This is a genomic window from Pseudomonas sp. Irchel 3A18, assembly GCF_900187465.1.
GTDB lineage: Bacteria > Pseudomonadota > Gammaproteobacteria > Pseudomonadales > Pseudomonadaceae > Aquipseudomonas > Aquipseudomonas cichorii.
This window is the reverse complement of sequence record NZ_FYDI01000011.1, coordinates 70,188-85,372: the sequence shown is the minus strand read 5'-3', so window position 1 is coordinate 85,372 and position 15,185 is coordinate 70,188. Positions and strand designations below refer to the sequence as shown.

General features: G+C 57.0%; 10 protein-coding genes and 3 tRNA genes. 10 read left to right on the top strand and 3 right to left on the bottom strand.

Going from position 1 to position 15,185, the window contains the following annotated elements:
- Window positions 1-52 precede the first annotated feature (52 nt).
- Window positions 53-907: a bifunctional methylenetetrahydrofolate dehydrogenase/methenyltetrahydrofolate cyclohydrolase FolD gene (gene folD, locus CKW23_RS19710; protein ID WP_025259221.1), complete on the bottom strand. Its 855-nt coding sequence runs from the start codon at window positions 905-907 to the stop codon at window positions 53-55.
- A 297-nt stretch (window positions 908-1,204) separates the two neighbouring features.
- Between folD and CKW23_RS19705 the strand changes: the two genes are divergently transcribed.
- The 9 genes from CKW23_RS19705 to CKW23_RS19665 all read left to right on the top strand — a co-directional run bounded on the left by CKW23_RS19705 (window position 1,205) and on the right by CKW23_RS19665 (window position 10,613).
- Window positions 1,205-1,281, top strand: a tRNA-Arg gene (locus tag CKW23_RS19705).
- A 53-nt stretch (window positions 1,282-1,334) separates the two neighbouring features.
- Window positions 1,335-1,410, top strand: a tRNA-His gene (locus tag CKW23_RS19700).
- 63 nt (window positions 1,411-1,473) lie between these two features.
- Window positions 1,474-1,558: transfer RNA gene (locus tag CKW23_RS19695), tRNA-Leu, on the top strand.
- A 371-nt stretch (window positions 1,559-1,929) separates the two neighbouring features.
- Window positions 1,930-3,240 (top strand): trigger factor, encoded by a 1,311-nt coding sequence (gene tig / locus CKW23_RS19690; protein WP_025259222.1) that lies wholly within the window; start codon window positions 1,930-1,932, stop codon window positions 3,238-3,240.
- 91 nt (window positions 3,241-3,331) lie between these two features.
- Entirely contained in the window at window positions 3,332-3,973 is a 642-nt protein-coding gene (gene clpP / locus CKW23_RS19685) for an ATP-dependent Clp endopeptidase proteolytic subunit ClpP (RefSeq protein WP_025259223.1), read from the top strand.
- A gap of 106 nt (window positions 3,974-4,079) precedes the next feature.
- Window positions 4,080-5,363, top strand: coding sequence for an ATP-dependent Clp protease ATP-binding subunit ClpX (clpX, locus tag CKW23_RS19680; RefSeq protein WP_025259224.1), 1,284 nt, complete (start codon window positions 4,080-4,082; stop codon window positions 5,361-5,363).
- A gap of 345 nt (window positions 5,364-5,708) precedes the next feature.
- Entirely contained in the window at window positions 5,709-8,105 is a 2,397-nt protein-coding gene (gene lon, locus CKW23_RS19675; protein WP_025259225.1) for an endopeptidase La, read from the top strand.
- A gap of 146 nt (window positions 8,106-8,251) precedes the next feature.
- The gene (locus CKW23_RS19670; protein WP_002552737.1) at window positions 8,252-8,524 is read left to right on the top strand and encodes an HU family DNA-binding protein; all 273 of its coding nucleotides are present in this window, start codon (window positions 8,252-8,254) and stop codon (window positions 8,522-8,524) included.
- 205 nt (window positions 8,525-8,729) lie between these two features.
- Complete coding sequence (locus tag CKW23_RS19665; RefSeq protein WP_095068169.1) at window positions 8,730-10,613, top strand: SurA N-terminal domain-containing protein; 1,884 nt, start codon at window positions 8,730-8,732, stop codon at window positions 10,611-10,613.
- Window positions 10,614-10,713: 100 nt separating this feature from the next.
- On the opposite strand, the gene CKW23_RS19660 is transcribed toward CKW23_RS19665, so the two are convergent.
- Window positions 10,714-12,264 (bottom strand): sensor histidine kinase, encoded by a 1,551-nt coding sequence (locus tag CKW23_RS19660; RefSeq protein ID WP_025259227.1) that lies wholly within the window; start codon window positions 12,262-12,264, stop codon window positions 10,714-10,716.
- 287 nt (window positions 12,265-12,551) lie between these two features.
- Between CKW23_RS19660 and CKW23_RS19655 the strand changes: the two genes are divergently transcribed.
- A complete protein-coding gene (locus CKW23_RS19655; RefSeq protein ID WP_025259228.1) occupies window positions 12,552-14,288 on the top strand; it encodes a type III effector HrpK domain-containing protein in 1,737 nt (578 codons plus the stop codon).
- Between the two features lie 97 nt (window positions 14,289-14,385).
- On the opposite strand, the gene fabI is transcribed toward CKW23_RS19655, so the two are convergent.
- Complete coding sequence (gene fabI / locus CKW23_RS19650) at window positions 14,386-15,180, bottom strand: enoyl-ACP reductase FabI (protein ID WP_025259229.1); 795 nt, start codon at window positions 15,178-15,180, stop codon at window positions 14,386-14,388.
- Window positions 15,181-15,185: the final 5 nt, after the last annotated feature.

Here is a 15,185-nt window from a genome sequence, read left to right as displayed (position 1 = left end):
ACAGAAATAAAAACGGCACCTCATGAGGTGCCGTTTTTCATGGTGGAAACACTCAGTCGTGCAGGGTTTCTGCAGCGTACAGGGTGTTTTCCAGCAAGCAGGCGCGAGTCATCGGGCCAACGCCGCCCGGGACCGGAGTGATCCAGCCAGCGCGGGGCAGGGCGGTTTCGTACACGACGTCACCTACCAGCTTGCCGTCTTCCTGGCGGTTGATACCCACGTCGATGACGATGGCACCGGGCTTGATCCACTCGCCCTTGACCAGGCCGGGTTTGCCGGCGGCTACCACCACCAGATCGGCGCGGCCGACATGGCCTGCCAGATCCTTGGTGAAACGGTGGGTCACGGTCACGGTGCAACCGGCCAGCAGCAGTTCCATCGCCATCGGACGGCCGACGATATTGGAAGCGCCGACAACGACTGCGTCCAGCCCGTACAGATCGACACCCGTGCTTTCCAGCAGGGTCATGATCCCTTTCGGGGTGCATGGACGCAGCAGCGGGATGCGCTGGGCCAGACGGCCGACGTTATAAGGGTGGAAGCCATCAACGTCCTTGTCGGGACGAATGCGCTCAAGCAGCAGCGAGGCATCCAGATGCGCGGGCAATGGCAGTTGCAGCAGAATGCCGTCGACTTCGGCGTCGCCATTGAGGCGATCGATCAGTTCGGTCAGCGCAACCTGTGTAGTCTCGGCGGGCAGGTCGTAGGCCTGGGAAATGAAGCCGACTTCCTCGCAGTCCTTGCGCTTGTGAGAGACATAAACCTGGGAAGCGGGGTCGCTGCCCACCAGAATCACCGCGAGGCCTGGCGTGCGCAGGCCTTGCTCGCGACGTTCGGCGACACGTTTGGCGATCTGCTGGCGCAGGCTGGCGGCGATCGCTTTGCCGTCGATAAGTTGTGCAGTCATGACGCGTGATTAACCATCGAGAGGGAAAAAATGAGCGCGCATTCTCGCATGACATGGCGCAAGGGCAAAGGCGCTTGGTCTGTATATTCAGCTAACTCCTTTATCTAACTGAATTTTTTTCAAAAAAGAGTTGACGACCCTGGGGGGCGTCTATAAGATTCGTCGCACTTGCCGGGCAGCACCCAGCACTGCTGAAGAAGCTGGCGCTGGTTGATGTGAGTCAGGTGGGGTTGAAGTTCAACTCGACGTGATTGAAAGCCTTCTAATTTGTACTCGATAAGAATGCAGATTATATAAGTGCCCGTAGCTCAGCTGGATAGAGCATCCGCCTTCTAAGCGGATGGTCGCAGGTTCGAGTCCTGCCGGGTGCGCCATTTAATGGCGGCTTTGGTACGGTAGGTAAGTTGTAAGAGTTGCATGCAATATGGTGGGCGTAGCTCAGTTGGTAGAGCACAGGATTGTGACTCCTGTTGTCGTGGGTTCGATCCCCATCGTCCACCCCATATTCAGAGAGGCGCCAGATTTATTACACATAAACTGGCGCCTTTGCTTTAAAAGCTTGTAACGCGGATGTGGTGGAATTGGTAGACACACTGGATTTAGGTTCCAGCGCCGCAAGGTGTGAGAGTTCGAGTCTCTCCGTCCGCACCAAGATATAAAGAGTGAAGTTCCTGAAACGTTCACTCTGAAAGAAGCCGCCTAGTGCGGCTTTTTTTGTTTCAGCGTGTTGGTTTCATCGTCTCGCAGGTCGGTTGGCAGGTTGCCGTCGGTCGAGCGGGGCGCGCTACGCGGATGGAATCGGTAGCGGTCCGGTGCACGTGCTTCCTTTATATAGCCCGTGCCAGACGCGTTGCCGGTGCTGTAAGGGCCTTGTTGTCTTTGCTCGCCAGCAGTCCGATTCCATCCTCTTAAATCTGCCCTTTTTCAGTAGGGTGACTTCTTGAGTTTGACCCACTAGAATGCATGCCCTTGATTCTGGGGTCGGAAACGGCCGGCTAACGTCTGTGCAACGAGGAATATCCATGCAAGTTTCTGTTGAAAATACTTCCGCTCTTGAGCGCCGCATGACCATTGGCGTGCCTGCCGAACGCATCGAGACTGAAGTCAACAAGCGTCTGCAGCAGACCGCACGTAAAGCCAAGATCCCGGGCTTCCGCCCTGGCAAAGTGCCTATGAGCGTGATCCGTCAGCGTTATGAAGATGGCGCACGTCAGGAAGCGCTGGGCGATCTGATTCAGGCTACCTTCTACGAAGCAGTGGTCGAGCAGAAGCTGAACCCGGCTGGCGCACCTGCTGTAGAGCCTAAGTCCTTCGAGAAAGGCAAGGACCTGGAATACATCGCCACTTTTGAAGTGTTCCCTGAGTTCACCGTCGCAGGTTTCGAGTCCATCTCCGTCGAGCGCCTGTCCGCTGACGTGGCTGACAGCGACCTGGACAACATGCTGGAAATCCTGCGCAAGCAGAACGTTCGTTTTGAAGTGGCCGATCGTGCTGCCCAGAACGAAGACCAGCTGAACATCGATTTCGTTGGCAAGGTTGACGGCGAAGTCTTCGCTGGCGGCTCTGCCACTGGCACCCAGCTGGTTCTGGGTTCCGGCCGCATGATCCCAGGTTTCGAAGATGGTCTGGTTGGCGCCAAGGCCGGTGAAGAGCGCGTTCTGAACGTCACCTTCCCTGAGGACTACCAGAACCTGGAACTGGCTGGCAAAGCCGCCGAGTTCACCGTGACCGTCAACAGTGTTTCCGCACCAACGCTGCCTGAGCTGAACGAAGAGTTCTTCAAGCAGTTCGGTATCAAGGAAACCGGTATCGAAGGTTTCCGCACCGAAGTTCGCAAGAACATGGAGCGTGAGCTGCGTCAGGCCATCAAGTCCAAGGTCAAGAACCAGGTCATGGACGGTCTGCTGGCTGCCAACCCGATCGAAGTGCCAAAAGCGCTGCTGGAAAACGAAGTCAACCGTCTGCGCGTCCAGGCTGTTCAGCAGTTCGGCGGCAACATCAAGCCTGACCAACTGCCGGCCGAGCTGTTTGAAGAGCAAGCCAAGCGTCGTGTCGAGCTGGGCCTGATCGTTGCTGAAGTGGTCAAGCAGTTCGAGCTCAAGCCAGACGACGCTCGCGTTCGTGATCTGATCCAGGAAATGGCCTCTGCCTATCAAGAGCCTGAGCAGGTTGTTGCCTGGTACTACAAGAACGAGCAGCAAATGAACGAAGTACGTTCTGTTGTGCTTGAAGAGCAAGTTGTAGATACTGTTTTGCAGAAAGCTAGCGTGACCGACAAATCGGTCTCCTACGAAGAAGCGGTCAAGCCGGTAGAAGCTCCAAAAGCCGACTGATTTCTCCTTTCGTTCGAAAACACCCACAAGCCAGCCTTCGCGCTGGCTTGTGCGTATTCAAGACTCGACTATTTGGGAGTGAATGCAGGACATGTCCCGCAATTCTTATATTCAGCAGAACTCTGACATCCAGGCCGCTGGCGGCCTGGTCCCGATGGTTATCGAGCAGTCCGCCCGTGGCGAACGCGCCTATGACATCTACTCGCGCCTTCTCAAGGAGCGTGTGATCTTTATGGTTGGTCCGGTAGAGGACTACATGGCCAACCTTATTGCGGCGCAACTGCTGTTCCTTGAAGCGGAAAACCCGGACAAGGATATCCATCTCTACATCAACTCACCGGGCGGTTCGGTGACTGCAGGCATGTCGATCTACGACACCATGCAGTTCATCAAGCCGGACGTATCGACCATCTGTATCGGTCAGGCCTGCAGCATGGGTGCTTTCCTGCTGGCTGGCGGTGCCGAGGGCAAGCGTCATTGCCTGCCTAACTCGCGGATGATGATTCACCAGCCGTTGGGCGGTTTCCAGGGGCAGGCGTCGGATATCGACATCCATGCCAAGGAAATCCTGCACATTCGTCATCGCCTGAACTCGCTGCTGGCCCATCACACCGGTCAAAGCCTTGAAACCATTGAGCGCGATACCGAGCGCGACAATTTCATGAGCGCTGATCGCGCGGCGGAATACGGCCTGATCGACTCTGTGATCAACAAACGTCAAATGCCTGCCTAAGTAACTCAAAATGTAGGTGGTTGGACCAACCGACCACCTGCGGACTTGAAAAAGCCCGCAATAGCCTTCATCTTGTGTTGCAAGCCTACCGGATTGGATCGATCGAATGACTGACACCCGCAACGGCGAGGACAACGGCAAACTGCTCTATTGCTCCTTCTGTGGCAAAAGCCAGCATGAAGTGCGCAAATTGATTGCCGGCCCCTCGGTCTTTATCTGCGACGAGTGCGTCGACCTGTGCAATGACATCATCCGCGAGGAGGTGCAGGAAGCACAGGCAGAAAGCAGCGCGCATAAATTGCCTTCGCCTAAAGAAATCAGCGGCATCCTTGATCAGTATGTAATTGGTCAGGAGCGTGCCAAAAAGGTTCTCGCAGTAGCGGTGTACAACCACTACAAGCGCCTGAACCAGCGCGACAAGAAAAACGATGATGTTGAACTCGGCAAAAGCAACATCCTGCTGATCGGCCCTACAGGCTCCGGCAAGACCCTGCTCGCCGAAACCTTGGCGCGCCTGCTCAATGTGCCGTTCACCATCGCCGATGCCACGACCCTGACCGAAGCCGGTTATGTCGGCGAGGACGTGGAAAACATCATTCAGAAGCTGTTGCAGAAATGCGATTACGATGTGGAAAAGGCCCAGATGGGTATTGTCTACATCGATGAAATCGACAAGATTTCCCGCAAATCCGACAACCCTTCGATTACTCGTGACGTTTCCGGTGAGGGCGTGCAGCAAGCCCTGCTGAAACTGATCGAGGGCACCGTGGCTTCCGTTCCTCCTCAAGGCGGACGCAAGCATCCACAGCAGGAATTCCTGCAGGTGGACACGCGCAATATCCTGTTTATCTGTGGCGGCGCTTTCTCGGGCCTGGAAAAAGTCATCCAGAACCGTTCGACCCGTGGCGGCATCGGCTTCAACGCCGAAGTACGCAGCAAGGAAGAAGGCAAGAAGGTTGGCGAATCCCTGCGTGAAGTCGAGCCTGACGATCTGGTCAAGTTCGGTTTGATCCCCGAGTTCGTGGGCCGTCTGCCAGTGCTGGCGACGTTGGACGAGCTGGATGAGGCTGCGCTGATGCAGATCCTCACCGAGCCGAAAAACGCCCTTACCAAGCAGTATGCCAAGCTGTTCGAGATGGAAGGTGTGGACCTCGAGTTCCGTACCGACGCACTGAAATCGGTTGCTCGTCGTGCGCTGGAGCGCAAGACAGGTGCCCGCGGTCTGCGTTCAATCCTGGAAGGCGTATTGCTCGACACCATGTATGAAATCCCGTCGCAGACCGACGTGAGCAAAGTGGTGATCGACGAGAGCGTTATCGATGGCTCGTCCAAGCCGTTGCTGATCTACGAAAACAGCGAGCCGCCTGCCAAGGTTGCTCCTGACGCGTAAAGCGCAGCAAGAGACGTACAGAAGGGGGCCTGCGGGCCTCCTTCTGCATTTCTGCATCGCCGCTTTTTGCATTCCCAGGGAACGTTTTCCCTCCGCGGGCCACTAGTATCCTGTCCAGTGAGTCATTTTGCTCTTTTGACAGCGCCTGTAACCGCCTGATTGTGTTGCCATTCCTCGTCATGACCGGATGCGGCGGCCTGTCCGTCAGCTGCGCTCGTTCGTCAAAAAGAGAGCGTATTTTCAAAACAGGCCACTAAAGCTTGTTTTTTTTGAACGCTACCCCCATCTTGACTTCAAGCTACTTCCACCTGTCCACGGCCAATTGGCCGCCGTAGAGGCGAAATCATGAAGACCACAATCGAATTGCCTCTCTTGCCATTGCGTGATGTTGTGGTTTATCCGCACATGGTTATCCCGCTGTTCGTGGGGCGCGAGAAGTCTATCGAAGCTCTAGAAGCAGCGATGACCGGCGACAAGCAAATCCTGTTGCTGGCGCAAAGAAATCCGGCTGACGACGATCCCGATGAGAAAGCCCTTTATAGCGTAGGCACCATTGCAACCGTATTGCAGCTGCTCAAGTTGCCTGACGGTACCGTAAAGGTGCTGGTCGAAGGCGAGCAGCGTGGCTCTGTCGAGCGTTTTATCGAGGTCGAAGGTCATTGCCGCGCAGAAGTCGCGCTGATCGATGAGACCGAAGCGCCGGACCGTGAGTCCGAAGTTTTCGTACGCAGCCTGCTGTCGCAGTTCGAGCAGTATGTCCAGCTTGGCAAGAAAGTCCCTGCCGAAGTCCTGTCGTCGCTCAACAGCATCGATGAGCCGGGTCGTCTGGTAGATACCATGGCAGCGCATATGGCGCTGAAAATCGAGCAGAAGCAGGAAATCCTCGAAATCATCGACCTGCCAGCCCGTGTCGAGCACGTACTGGCCTTGCTGGATGCCGAAATCGACCTGCTGCAGGTTGAAAAGCGCATTCGCGGTCGCGTCAAGAAGCAGATGGAGCGCAGCCAGCGCGAGTATTACCTGAATGAGCAGATGAAGGCCATTCAGAAAGAACTGGGCGATGGCGATGAAGGCCACAACGAAATCGAAGAGCTGAAAAAGCGCATCGAAGCCGCCGGCTTGCCGAAAGATGCCCTGGCCAAGGCGACCGCCGAGCTGAACAAGCTCAAGCAAATGTCTCCGATGTCGGCTGAAGCCACTGTGGTGCGTTCCTACATCGACTGGCTGGTTCAGGTGCCGTGGAAGGCACAGAGCAAGGTTCGCCTCGATCTGGGGCGCGCTGAGGCCATTCTCGACTCCGACCACTACGGTCTGGAAGAGGTCAAGGAACGCATCCTTGAATACCTCGCCGTGCAAAAGCGGGTGAAGAAGATTCGCGGGCCTGTACTGTGCCTCGTAGGGCCACCGGGTGTGGGTAAAACCTCCCTGGCCGAGTCCATCGCCAGCGCGACCAACCGCAAGTTCGTGCGCATGGCCCTGGGTGGCGTGCGTGATGAAGCCGAGATTCGTGGTCATCGCCGGACTTACATCGGGTCGATGCCAGGTCGTCTTATCCAGAAAATGACCAAGGTTGGCGTGCGCAACCCGCTGTTTCTTCTCGATGAAATCGACAAGATGGGCAGTGACATGCGGGGCGACCCGGCGTCGGCACTGCTTGAGGTGCTGGATCCCGAGCAGAACCACAATTTCAACGACCACTACCTGGAAGTCGATTACGACCTCTCGGATGTGATGTTCCTGTGTACCTCGAACTCGATGAACATCCCGCCAGCGCTGCTGGACCGGATGGAGGTCATCCGTCTGCCGGGCTACACCGAGGACGAGAAGGTCAACATTGCCGTCAAATACCTCTCGCCAAAACAGATTCAGGCCAATGGCCTGAAAAAAGGCGAAATCGAGTTCGACGACGATGCGATCCGCGACATCATTCGCTATTACACCCGTGAAGCGGGCGTGCGCGGTCTCGAACGTCAGATTGCCAAGGTCTGCCGCAAGGCGGTCAAAGAGCATGCGCTGGAAAAACGTTTTGCAATTCGTGTCACGACCGAGATGCTCGAACACTTCCTGGGCGTGCGCAAATTCCGCTACGGTCTGGCCGAGCAGCAGGACCAGATCGGTCAGGTTACCGGTCTTGCCTGGACTCAGGTCGGTGGCGAGTTGCTGACCATCGAAGCCGCTGTCATACCGGGCAAGGGGCAGTTGATCAAGACCGGTTCGCTGGGCGATGTCATGGTCGAATCGATCACTGCGGCGCAGACCGTCGTGCGCAGCCGGGCCAAGAGCCTGGGCATTGCGCCGGACTTTCACGAGAAGCACGACACCCACATTCACATGCCGGAAGGGGCCACTCCGAAGGATGGTCCTAGCGCTGGCGTAGGCATGTGCACGGCGCTGGTATCGGCCCTGACGCAGATTCCGGTACGGGCCGATGTGGCCATGACCGGTGAAATTACCCTTCGCGGGCAGGTGCTGGCGATTGGTGGCCTGAAGGAAAAACTGCTGGCGGCGCATCGCGGTGGGATCAAGACCGTGATCATCCCGGAAGAGAATGTGCGTGATTTGAAGGAAATTCCTGACAATATCAAGCAGGATTTGCAGATCAAGCCCGTTAAATGGATTGACGAAGTCCTGCAAATTGCGCTGCAATACGCGCCGGAGCCCTTGCCGGATGTGGCTCCCGATATTGTTGCAAAGGATGAAAAACGCGAGTCTGACTCTAAGGAAAGAATTAGCACGCATTAAGTCTGTGTGGGCTTCCTTGACAGCTTTTTAAGGCCCTTGTTATAAAGCGGCTCTTTAAAGCAAGTACCAGCAAGCCCACCAGTGCTCGTTTTGCTTACCACCAAAAACTTAGAAACATACTCAATATAGAGATAAGGGGACTTAGAGTGAACAAGTCGGAACTGATTGATGCTATCGCTGCATCTGCTGATATCCCGAAAGCTGCTGCTGGCCGTGCGCTGGATGCAGTGATCGAATCCGTCACTGGCGCTCTGAAGGCTGGCGACTCTGTTGTTCTGGTTGGCTTTGGTACTTTCTCCGTTACAGATCGTCCTGCTCGTATCGGTCGCAACCCTCAGACTGGTAAGACGCTGGAAATCGCTGCTGCTAAAAAACCAGGTTTCAAAGCCGGTAAAGCCCTGAAAGAAGCGGTCAACTAAGCCTCTTCAAGCCTTTGCCCGCCGGGTCGGAGTCAATCCGGGCCGGTAGCGGAGCGGTGGTGCAGCCGGTTGCAACGCCGGAGGGTTCGAGCCCTTCCGCTTCGTCAGTTACGAGAAGGCGCATCCTCGGATGCGCCTTTCTTCTATCCGCTTTCTACCCACGCTCTGCGGTTGGTTAGTCGGTTCAACCGTTTTGGGGGACGCAATGCTGCAGAATATCAGGGACAATTCACAAGGCTGGATTGCCAAGACAATTATCGGGATCATCATCGCGTTGATGGCCCTGACGGGCATCGAGGCGCTGTTCACCGCCAGTGGCAACGGGCAGAACGCTGCCGAGGTCAACGGCGAGAAGGTGTCTCAGAACGAACTGAGTCAGGCCGTCGACATGCAACGTCGTCAACTGGATCAGCAACTGACTCAACAGTTGGGCAAGGATTTCGATCCTGCGATGCTGGATGAAAAGCTGTTGCGTGAATCGGCTCTCAAGGGCCTGATCGATCGCAAGCTGCTGCTTCAGGGCGCAGCCGATGCCAAGTTCGCCTTTTCCGAGGCCGCGCTGGATCAGCAACTGCTGATGACGCCTGAATTCCAGGTCGACGGCAAGTTCAACGCTGACCGCTTTGATCAGGTCATCCGCCAACTGGGCTACAGCCGCATGCAGTTCCGCCAGTTGCTGGGTCAGGAAATGCTCATCGGTCAGGTTCGCGCCGGTATCGCTGGCAGTGCTTTCGTGACTGATAAAGAGGTCGAGGCTTTTGCCAGCCTGGAAAAACAGACCCGCGATTTTGCCAGCCTGACCCTGCCAGTCGATCTGGCTGCCGCGAAAGTGACCGATGACGAAGTCAAGGCTCACTACGACCAGCATGCCAAGGAGTTCATGAGCCCTGAGCAGGTCGTGCTTGATTACATCGAATTGAAGAAGTCGACCTTCTTCGACAAGGTGCAGGTCAAGGACGAAGACTTGCAGGCGGCTTACCAGAGTGAAATCGCCAATCTGGCCGAGCAGCGTCGTGCTGCGCACATCCTGATTGAAGTCAACGACAAGCTCAATGAAACCCAGGCCAAGGCCAAGCTGGAAGAAATCCAGCAGCGTCTGGCCAAGGGCGAGAGTTTTGCCGCGCTGGCCAAGGAGTTCTCGCAGGATCCGGGCTCGTCGAGCAAGGGTGGCGATCTGGGCTATGCCGGCAAGGGTGTCTACGATCCGGCCTTTGAAGAGGCGCTGTATGCCTTGAACAAGGATCAGGTTTCGCAGCCAGTGCGCACTGACTTCGGCTGGCACCTGATCAAGCTGCTGGGCATTGAAGCACCTTCGGTGCCGAGCTTTGCCAGCCTGAAAGAGAAGCTGACCCATGATCTGAAGGCTCAGCAGGTCGAGCAGAAGTTTGTGGAAGTCACCAAGCAGCTCGAAGACTCTGCTTTCGAGTCGTCCGATCTGACCCAGCCGGCTCAGGATCTTGGCCTCAAGGTTCAGACCACCGCGCCGTTCGGTCGTGAAGGCGGCGAAGGCCTGACAGCCAATCGTGCAGTGATCCAGGCCGCATTCAGCCCGGAAGTGCTCGAAGAAGGTTCCAACAGCAACACGCTGGAACTGGATCCCGAGACTGTCGTGGTCGTGCGCTCCAGGGAGCATCTGCAACCCAAGCAGTTGCCGCTTGAAAGCGTCGCGGACTCCATTCGTGCCCAGTTGCTCAAGGAGCACGCCAGTGCTGCAGCCAAGGCCAAGGGCGAAGCCCTGCTGGCAGGTTTGCGCGATGGCAAGATTCCTTTGGCAGCCAAGCAGGACGGTCGTGCCTGGGCAGTACTGGAAGCGGCCAGCCGCAGCCAGGACAGCGTAGATCCACAAGTGCTGCAAACGGTGTTCCGCATGCCCAAGCCAACTGGCAAGGACAAGCCGGAGTTTGCCAGCCTGACCGCAGCAGACGGCAGCTTCGTGATTGTGCGCCTCAATGGCGTGAATCAGGCAGCAGCGCCGAGCGATGCGGAAAAAACGCAATACCGCCGTTTCCTGGCTTCACGTGCCGGTCAGCAAGATTTCGCTGCCTACCGCTCGGAGCTGGAAAGCAAGGCGAAGATCGAGCGCTTCTAAGCTCTGTCTGATGTGATACACCCAGAACGCCCGGTCCATAGACCGGGCGTTCTGCTTTGCGGGGTTCGTGATTTTCTGTTCAGAGGCTCAGTATCAGTGGCTAGAGCTTGAAGCGCACTCGTATGCTGCTGAACTCGGTGGAAGGGTCCACGGTAATGGCCTGGTCACCGTAACCCGAATAGCTTTTTACCAGCCGCATGCCCAACCCGGTCCCGCTGGGTTTCGGGTAGGATTTCGGGAAGCCTTCTCCCTCGTCGGTCACTACAATCGCCGCGTCTTTTCCGTCGCTCGTCACTTTGACAGTGATCGTGCCTCTGCCGTACTTCAGCGCGTTGGTGACGAGCTCCGAAACCACCAACCCCAATGGGGCCATCCTTTCCGAAGGCAGCAAGAAAGAGTCTGCCTCAAGTTCGATTTCGCGCTCACCGAAGACGTTACCGATATCAGCAAGCAATGCGCCCAGATACTGAGGAGCGCTGACATTGCTGGTGTCGATATCCTGATAAAGCCGCTCGTGTACGCTCGCAATGGTCAGAACCCGATTGGCTGCCGTTTGCAGTTGAATCTTGACCGCATCTTCGACAGCGAGGTTGGCCTGTAGCAGCAACAGGGTATTGACCAGATGCAGGCTGTTCTTGACCCGATGATGGATCTCCTCCATGTGCAGGCCGCTTTCAGTGAGCTTTGTATTCTGCGCATCAACCAGGGCTGCGAGTTTGACCTCCTGATCATGACGCTCGGTGATATCCCGAGACACGGCAATGATCTTGTCGACCTGGCCTTGCCTGTCGAAAATGGGGGCTGCGGTTACATCCCACCACTTTGGCTCGCCCTTGGCCGTTGGGCAGAACGACTCGAATCGGACAGATTCTCCCGCGACGACTCGAAAGACGGCATCGTGGATCAAGTGTCTGGAGCTTTCAGGCCATAGCTCTGCCCAGGGCTGACCCGTGATCATGTCCAGGCTGTCGAGCTGCATTCGGCATAACCCGGCCTCGTTGAAAAACTCGACATGGCCCAGGCGGGAAATGATTTTCACGCAATCGGGACTGGCATTGAGGACGCTTTCCGAATAAGCGTGAGGGCTGTCAGCTTCCAGCTTGACCGTGAGCCGTTCAACCGCCAGAGAGATGATGTTGGCCAGCCCTTCCAGAAACACGATATCGCTTTCGATGAAGTCATCGCCGTCACGGCTGTCGACTTCAAGTATTCCGTAAGTCGCCGCTGTACCTCGCACGGGTACGTTGATGGCCCGTTCGATCCCGTAGTCCCTGAGCAGGGCAGGGGTGCGAAATCTCATCTCCTGGCCCAGATGATTCGAGATCACTGGCCGGTTGGCTGTAAAGGCATAACCCGCCGGACTGGCTTCATCAGCCCCGACTGTCGCCGTTCCGATATCCGAGGACTTCCAGCCGACGCCATGTGAAAGGAGAAACAGCGGTTCGTCAGGAACCGGCAGGAGCACCTTTGCGAACTGCGTATTCATTCCCGACGCGGCGGTCATGCAGGCCTGTGTCAGGAAGTCATCGAGATCTGTCATTTGTAGCGACTTCACACCAAACCCGACGACCAGTTCATGCTGTCTGCGTAACCTGGTATGCGAAATTTGCAGGGCGGCACGAACAACTTCGTCTGGTGACAATTCGGGCATATGAAGCATCCAGCGTGAGCGATTGATAAGGGTGAGGGCACAGCTATGAACAGTCGCTCTCGCTCAGCGCCGCACGTGGCGTGATCGGAGAAATCGCGTCGCAATTTACACTCATAACTGCGCAAGTAGTAGCTGCCGCTCTGTATCACCGACCAAACGCAGGCCAGCTCACGACGGGAGTGGACGAACGGTCATATTCTTTTTCGCCGCCATGGAACCGTTTCTGCGCGCTGTCCACTCAGTCGAGCATGTAGATCCTTGTTTCGTGTCCGAGGGAGATAACCCGCATGAGCGATCCCATTTCAAGTACCGGTCGTGGCCCTGGTGGTTTTGGGAGCTTTCCGGTTCCGGAAAACCTTACCGAAGTCCCCTTTACCCTGACCTCGGGCGAATTCCACAAAGCTGCCGGTGGCCTTGGCAGTGTCGAATATGGTCAGGCTGGCACGACGACAAGGACTGCATCGCAATCCCCTCAGGCTGCCGAAGACTCGATTCTTCAGCGTCTGCTGCGCGCCTTGAGCAGCCAGCTATCAGGCAAGGCCCAGCCTCCTGTGCGGGAAAATCATCAGTACCTCGATGAGTCGAAATACAGCTCGCCAGAAGAACTGTCCAAATGGGACGGTTTGCTGGGTGATATGCCAGCCTCCAGGCGTGAACAGGCAGCCAAGGAACTGAATCGCCCGATTGCCGCTGCCAGAATGATTGCTGCCAATGATCCGGATGCGGACAAGGCCTGGGCATTCCTGGATGAGAACCCGACCCTGAAAACCGCCATGGACACGGCCCAGGGCGGCAAGGCGGACGGCAAGATTACCAAGAAGGACGCCAAGACCTTCGCCAAGAACATGGAGAAGCAGGTCGACAAGGGCACAGACAGCCTCAATGACTTTCGCAAGGACAATCCGGATGCCGATGCGCAGTCGGTACAGCTGGTGCGTTCTGCTGCCGTGCTGCTGGCTCATGAGCCCATAACCGAAGCCGGTGATCCGTCCAATGCTCAGGGTGTAGAAGGGCAGACCAAGGTCAACGGGCGTACCACCATTGCGGGGCTTGAGTCGGTGAGCGCCAATAACCCTGGGCTTTCCAGTGTCCTGCAGGACTCTGCCGCGACCTGGGCGCAGCCGGGCATGTTCGAGATGATGGACCAGGGCAACATGCGCGGCAAAAAGCTGGCGATGCGCGCTCCGGACGGCGTGATGATCAAAAGGGATATCAGCACCTGGATCAAGCACAAGGCGCCTGCCAATGAAGAGGACTTCTCAAGGGTCCTCACGGATGCGGCGACTGTCGGTGCGGTTTCCAAGGTGGATATCAGCCAGTTGAATGGCGATGTCTTTAGCAACCCGCAGGCCTACAGCGGCGAACAGAAGGCGGCCGTGCTGGTGGAGTTGCAGCAGATTTCCGAGCAGGTCGTGGCAGGACGCTCGATTCGCAACACCTCGGCCACCGAAACCGCTCTGGATGAAAAGATCACCCAGTTGCAGAACGATCCTTCCGTGCAGGCGTTTCTGGTCAAGAATACCGACCGCCAGGCAGAGCTGATCATCAATAGCGACCCGGCACTGGCTCAGGTGGTGAATGAAACCACGACCAAAAAAGCAGCGGCGGGTACCACCGGAATGAGCACCGCATTTACCCCCGGTGGCACTGGCAAGGATACGAATCAGGCCAAGGATGATCTGAAGCAGGCTGCCAGCACTATTCACGACGTGATCGACTTTGGTGACAAGGTGGGTGTGCGCAGAGGCGGTGCAAACGCAGCGGTAGGTATTGGTGGGCGTGTAGCCGCGGCTGTTGGCGGGCGTATTGTCGGTGCGGTTGCCGGTCAGGCCGCAGGTGCAGCGGCGGCTTCGGCAATCGGTGCGGCCGCAGGACCGGTGGGTTGGGTGGTCAGCGGTGCCATCAGCATTGGCATGGGGATTTCGGAGATCATCAATTCGGTGAAGGAGCGTAAGGAACGCAAGGCCTTCAGCCGTACCGTCGACCCGGTTCTGGAACAGTTCGACATCCCCAAGCCTAAATAAGCGAACAGGCAAGAAACAAAAAATCCGGACCCCCTTGCGGGTGTCCGGATTTTTTGTTTTCAGGGCGGGTGTCAGGCACCCGCCCCGACCGAAGGCATCACTCTTCGATGTTGCCCATCGCGGTGGTGTTGAAACCGCCGTCGACGTACATGATTTCACCGCTGATGCCGGACGCCAGGTCCGAGCACAGGAAGGCGCCGGCGTTGCCGACTTCTTCGATGGTGACGTTGCGACGCAGAGGGGTCTGCGCTTCGTTGGCTGCCAGCATCTTGCGGAAGTTCTTGATACCCGAAGCTGCCAGGGTACGGATCGGGCCAGCCGATACGGCGTTGACGCGAGTGCCTTCCGGGCCGAGGCTGCCAGCGAGGTAGCGAACGCCGGCTTCCAGGCTGGCCTTGGCCATGCCCATCACGTTGTAGTTAGGCATGGTGCGCTCTGCACCCAGGTACGACAGGGTCAGCAGGCTGCCATTGCGGCCTTTCATCATTTCGCGACCGGCCTTGGCCAGGGCGACGAAGCTGTAGGCGCTGATGTCGTGAGCGATGCGGAAGCCGTCACGGGTGGTGGCTTCGGTGAAGTCGCCATCAAGCTGGTCACCTGGAGCGAAGCCAACGGAGTGAACGATGACGTCCAGGCCGTCCCACTTCTTGCTCAGTTCTTCAAAGACCTTGTTGATCTCTTCGTCGCTTGCCACGTCGCAAGGGAAGCACAGCTCAGGGCCTGAGCCCCAGCCTGCTGCGAACTCTTCGACGCGGCCCTTGAGTTTGTCGTTCTGGTAGGTGAACGCAAGCTCGGCACCTTCACGATGCATGGCGGCAGCGATGCCGGATGCGATGGACAGTTTGCTGGCGACACCGACGATCAGGACGCGCTTACCGGCGAGAAAACCCATGTGTT

Bases quoted from the DNA above. Each gene is read 5' to 3' on its own strand.
- CKW23_RS19660 (WP_025259227.1), bottom strand. From the start codon at position 12,264: ATGCCCGAATTGTCACCAGACGAAGTTGTTCGTGCCGCCCTGCAAATT.
- lon (WP_025259225.1), top strand. From the start codon at position 5,709: ATGAAGACCACAATCGAATTGCCTCTCTTGCCATTGCGTGATGTTGTG.
- CKW23_RS19665 (WP_095068169.1), top strand. From the start codon at position 8,730: ATGCTGCAGAATATCAGGGACAATTCACAAGGCTGGATTGCCAAGACA.
- folD (WP_025259221.1), bottom strand. From the start codon at position 907: ATGACTGCACAACTTATCGACGGCAAAGCGATCGCCGCCAGCCTGCGC.
- tig (WP_025259222.1), top strand. From the start codon at position 1,930: ATGCAAGTTTCTGTTGAAAATACTTCCGCTCTTGAGCGCCGCATGACC.
- fabI (WP_025259229.1), bottom strand. From the start codon at position 15,180: ATGGGTTTTCTCGCCGGTAAGCGCGTCCTGATCGTCGGTGTCGCCAGC.
- clpP (WP_025259223.1), top strand. From the start codon at position 3,332: ATGTCCCGCAATTCTTATATTCAGCAGAACTCTGACATCCAGGCCGCT.
- CKW23_RS19655 (WP_025259228.1), top strand. From the start codon at position 12,552: ATGAGCGATCCCATTTCAAGTACCGGTCGTGGCCCTGGTGGTTTTGGG.
- clpX (WP_025259224.1), top strand. From the start codon at position 4,080: ATGACTGACACCCGCAACGGCGAGGACAACGGCAAACTGCTCTATTGC.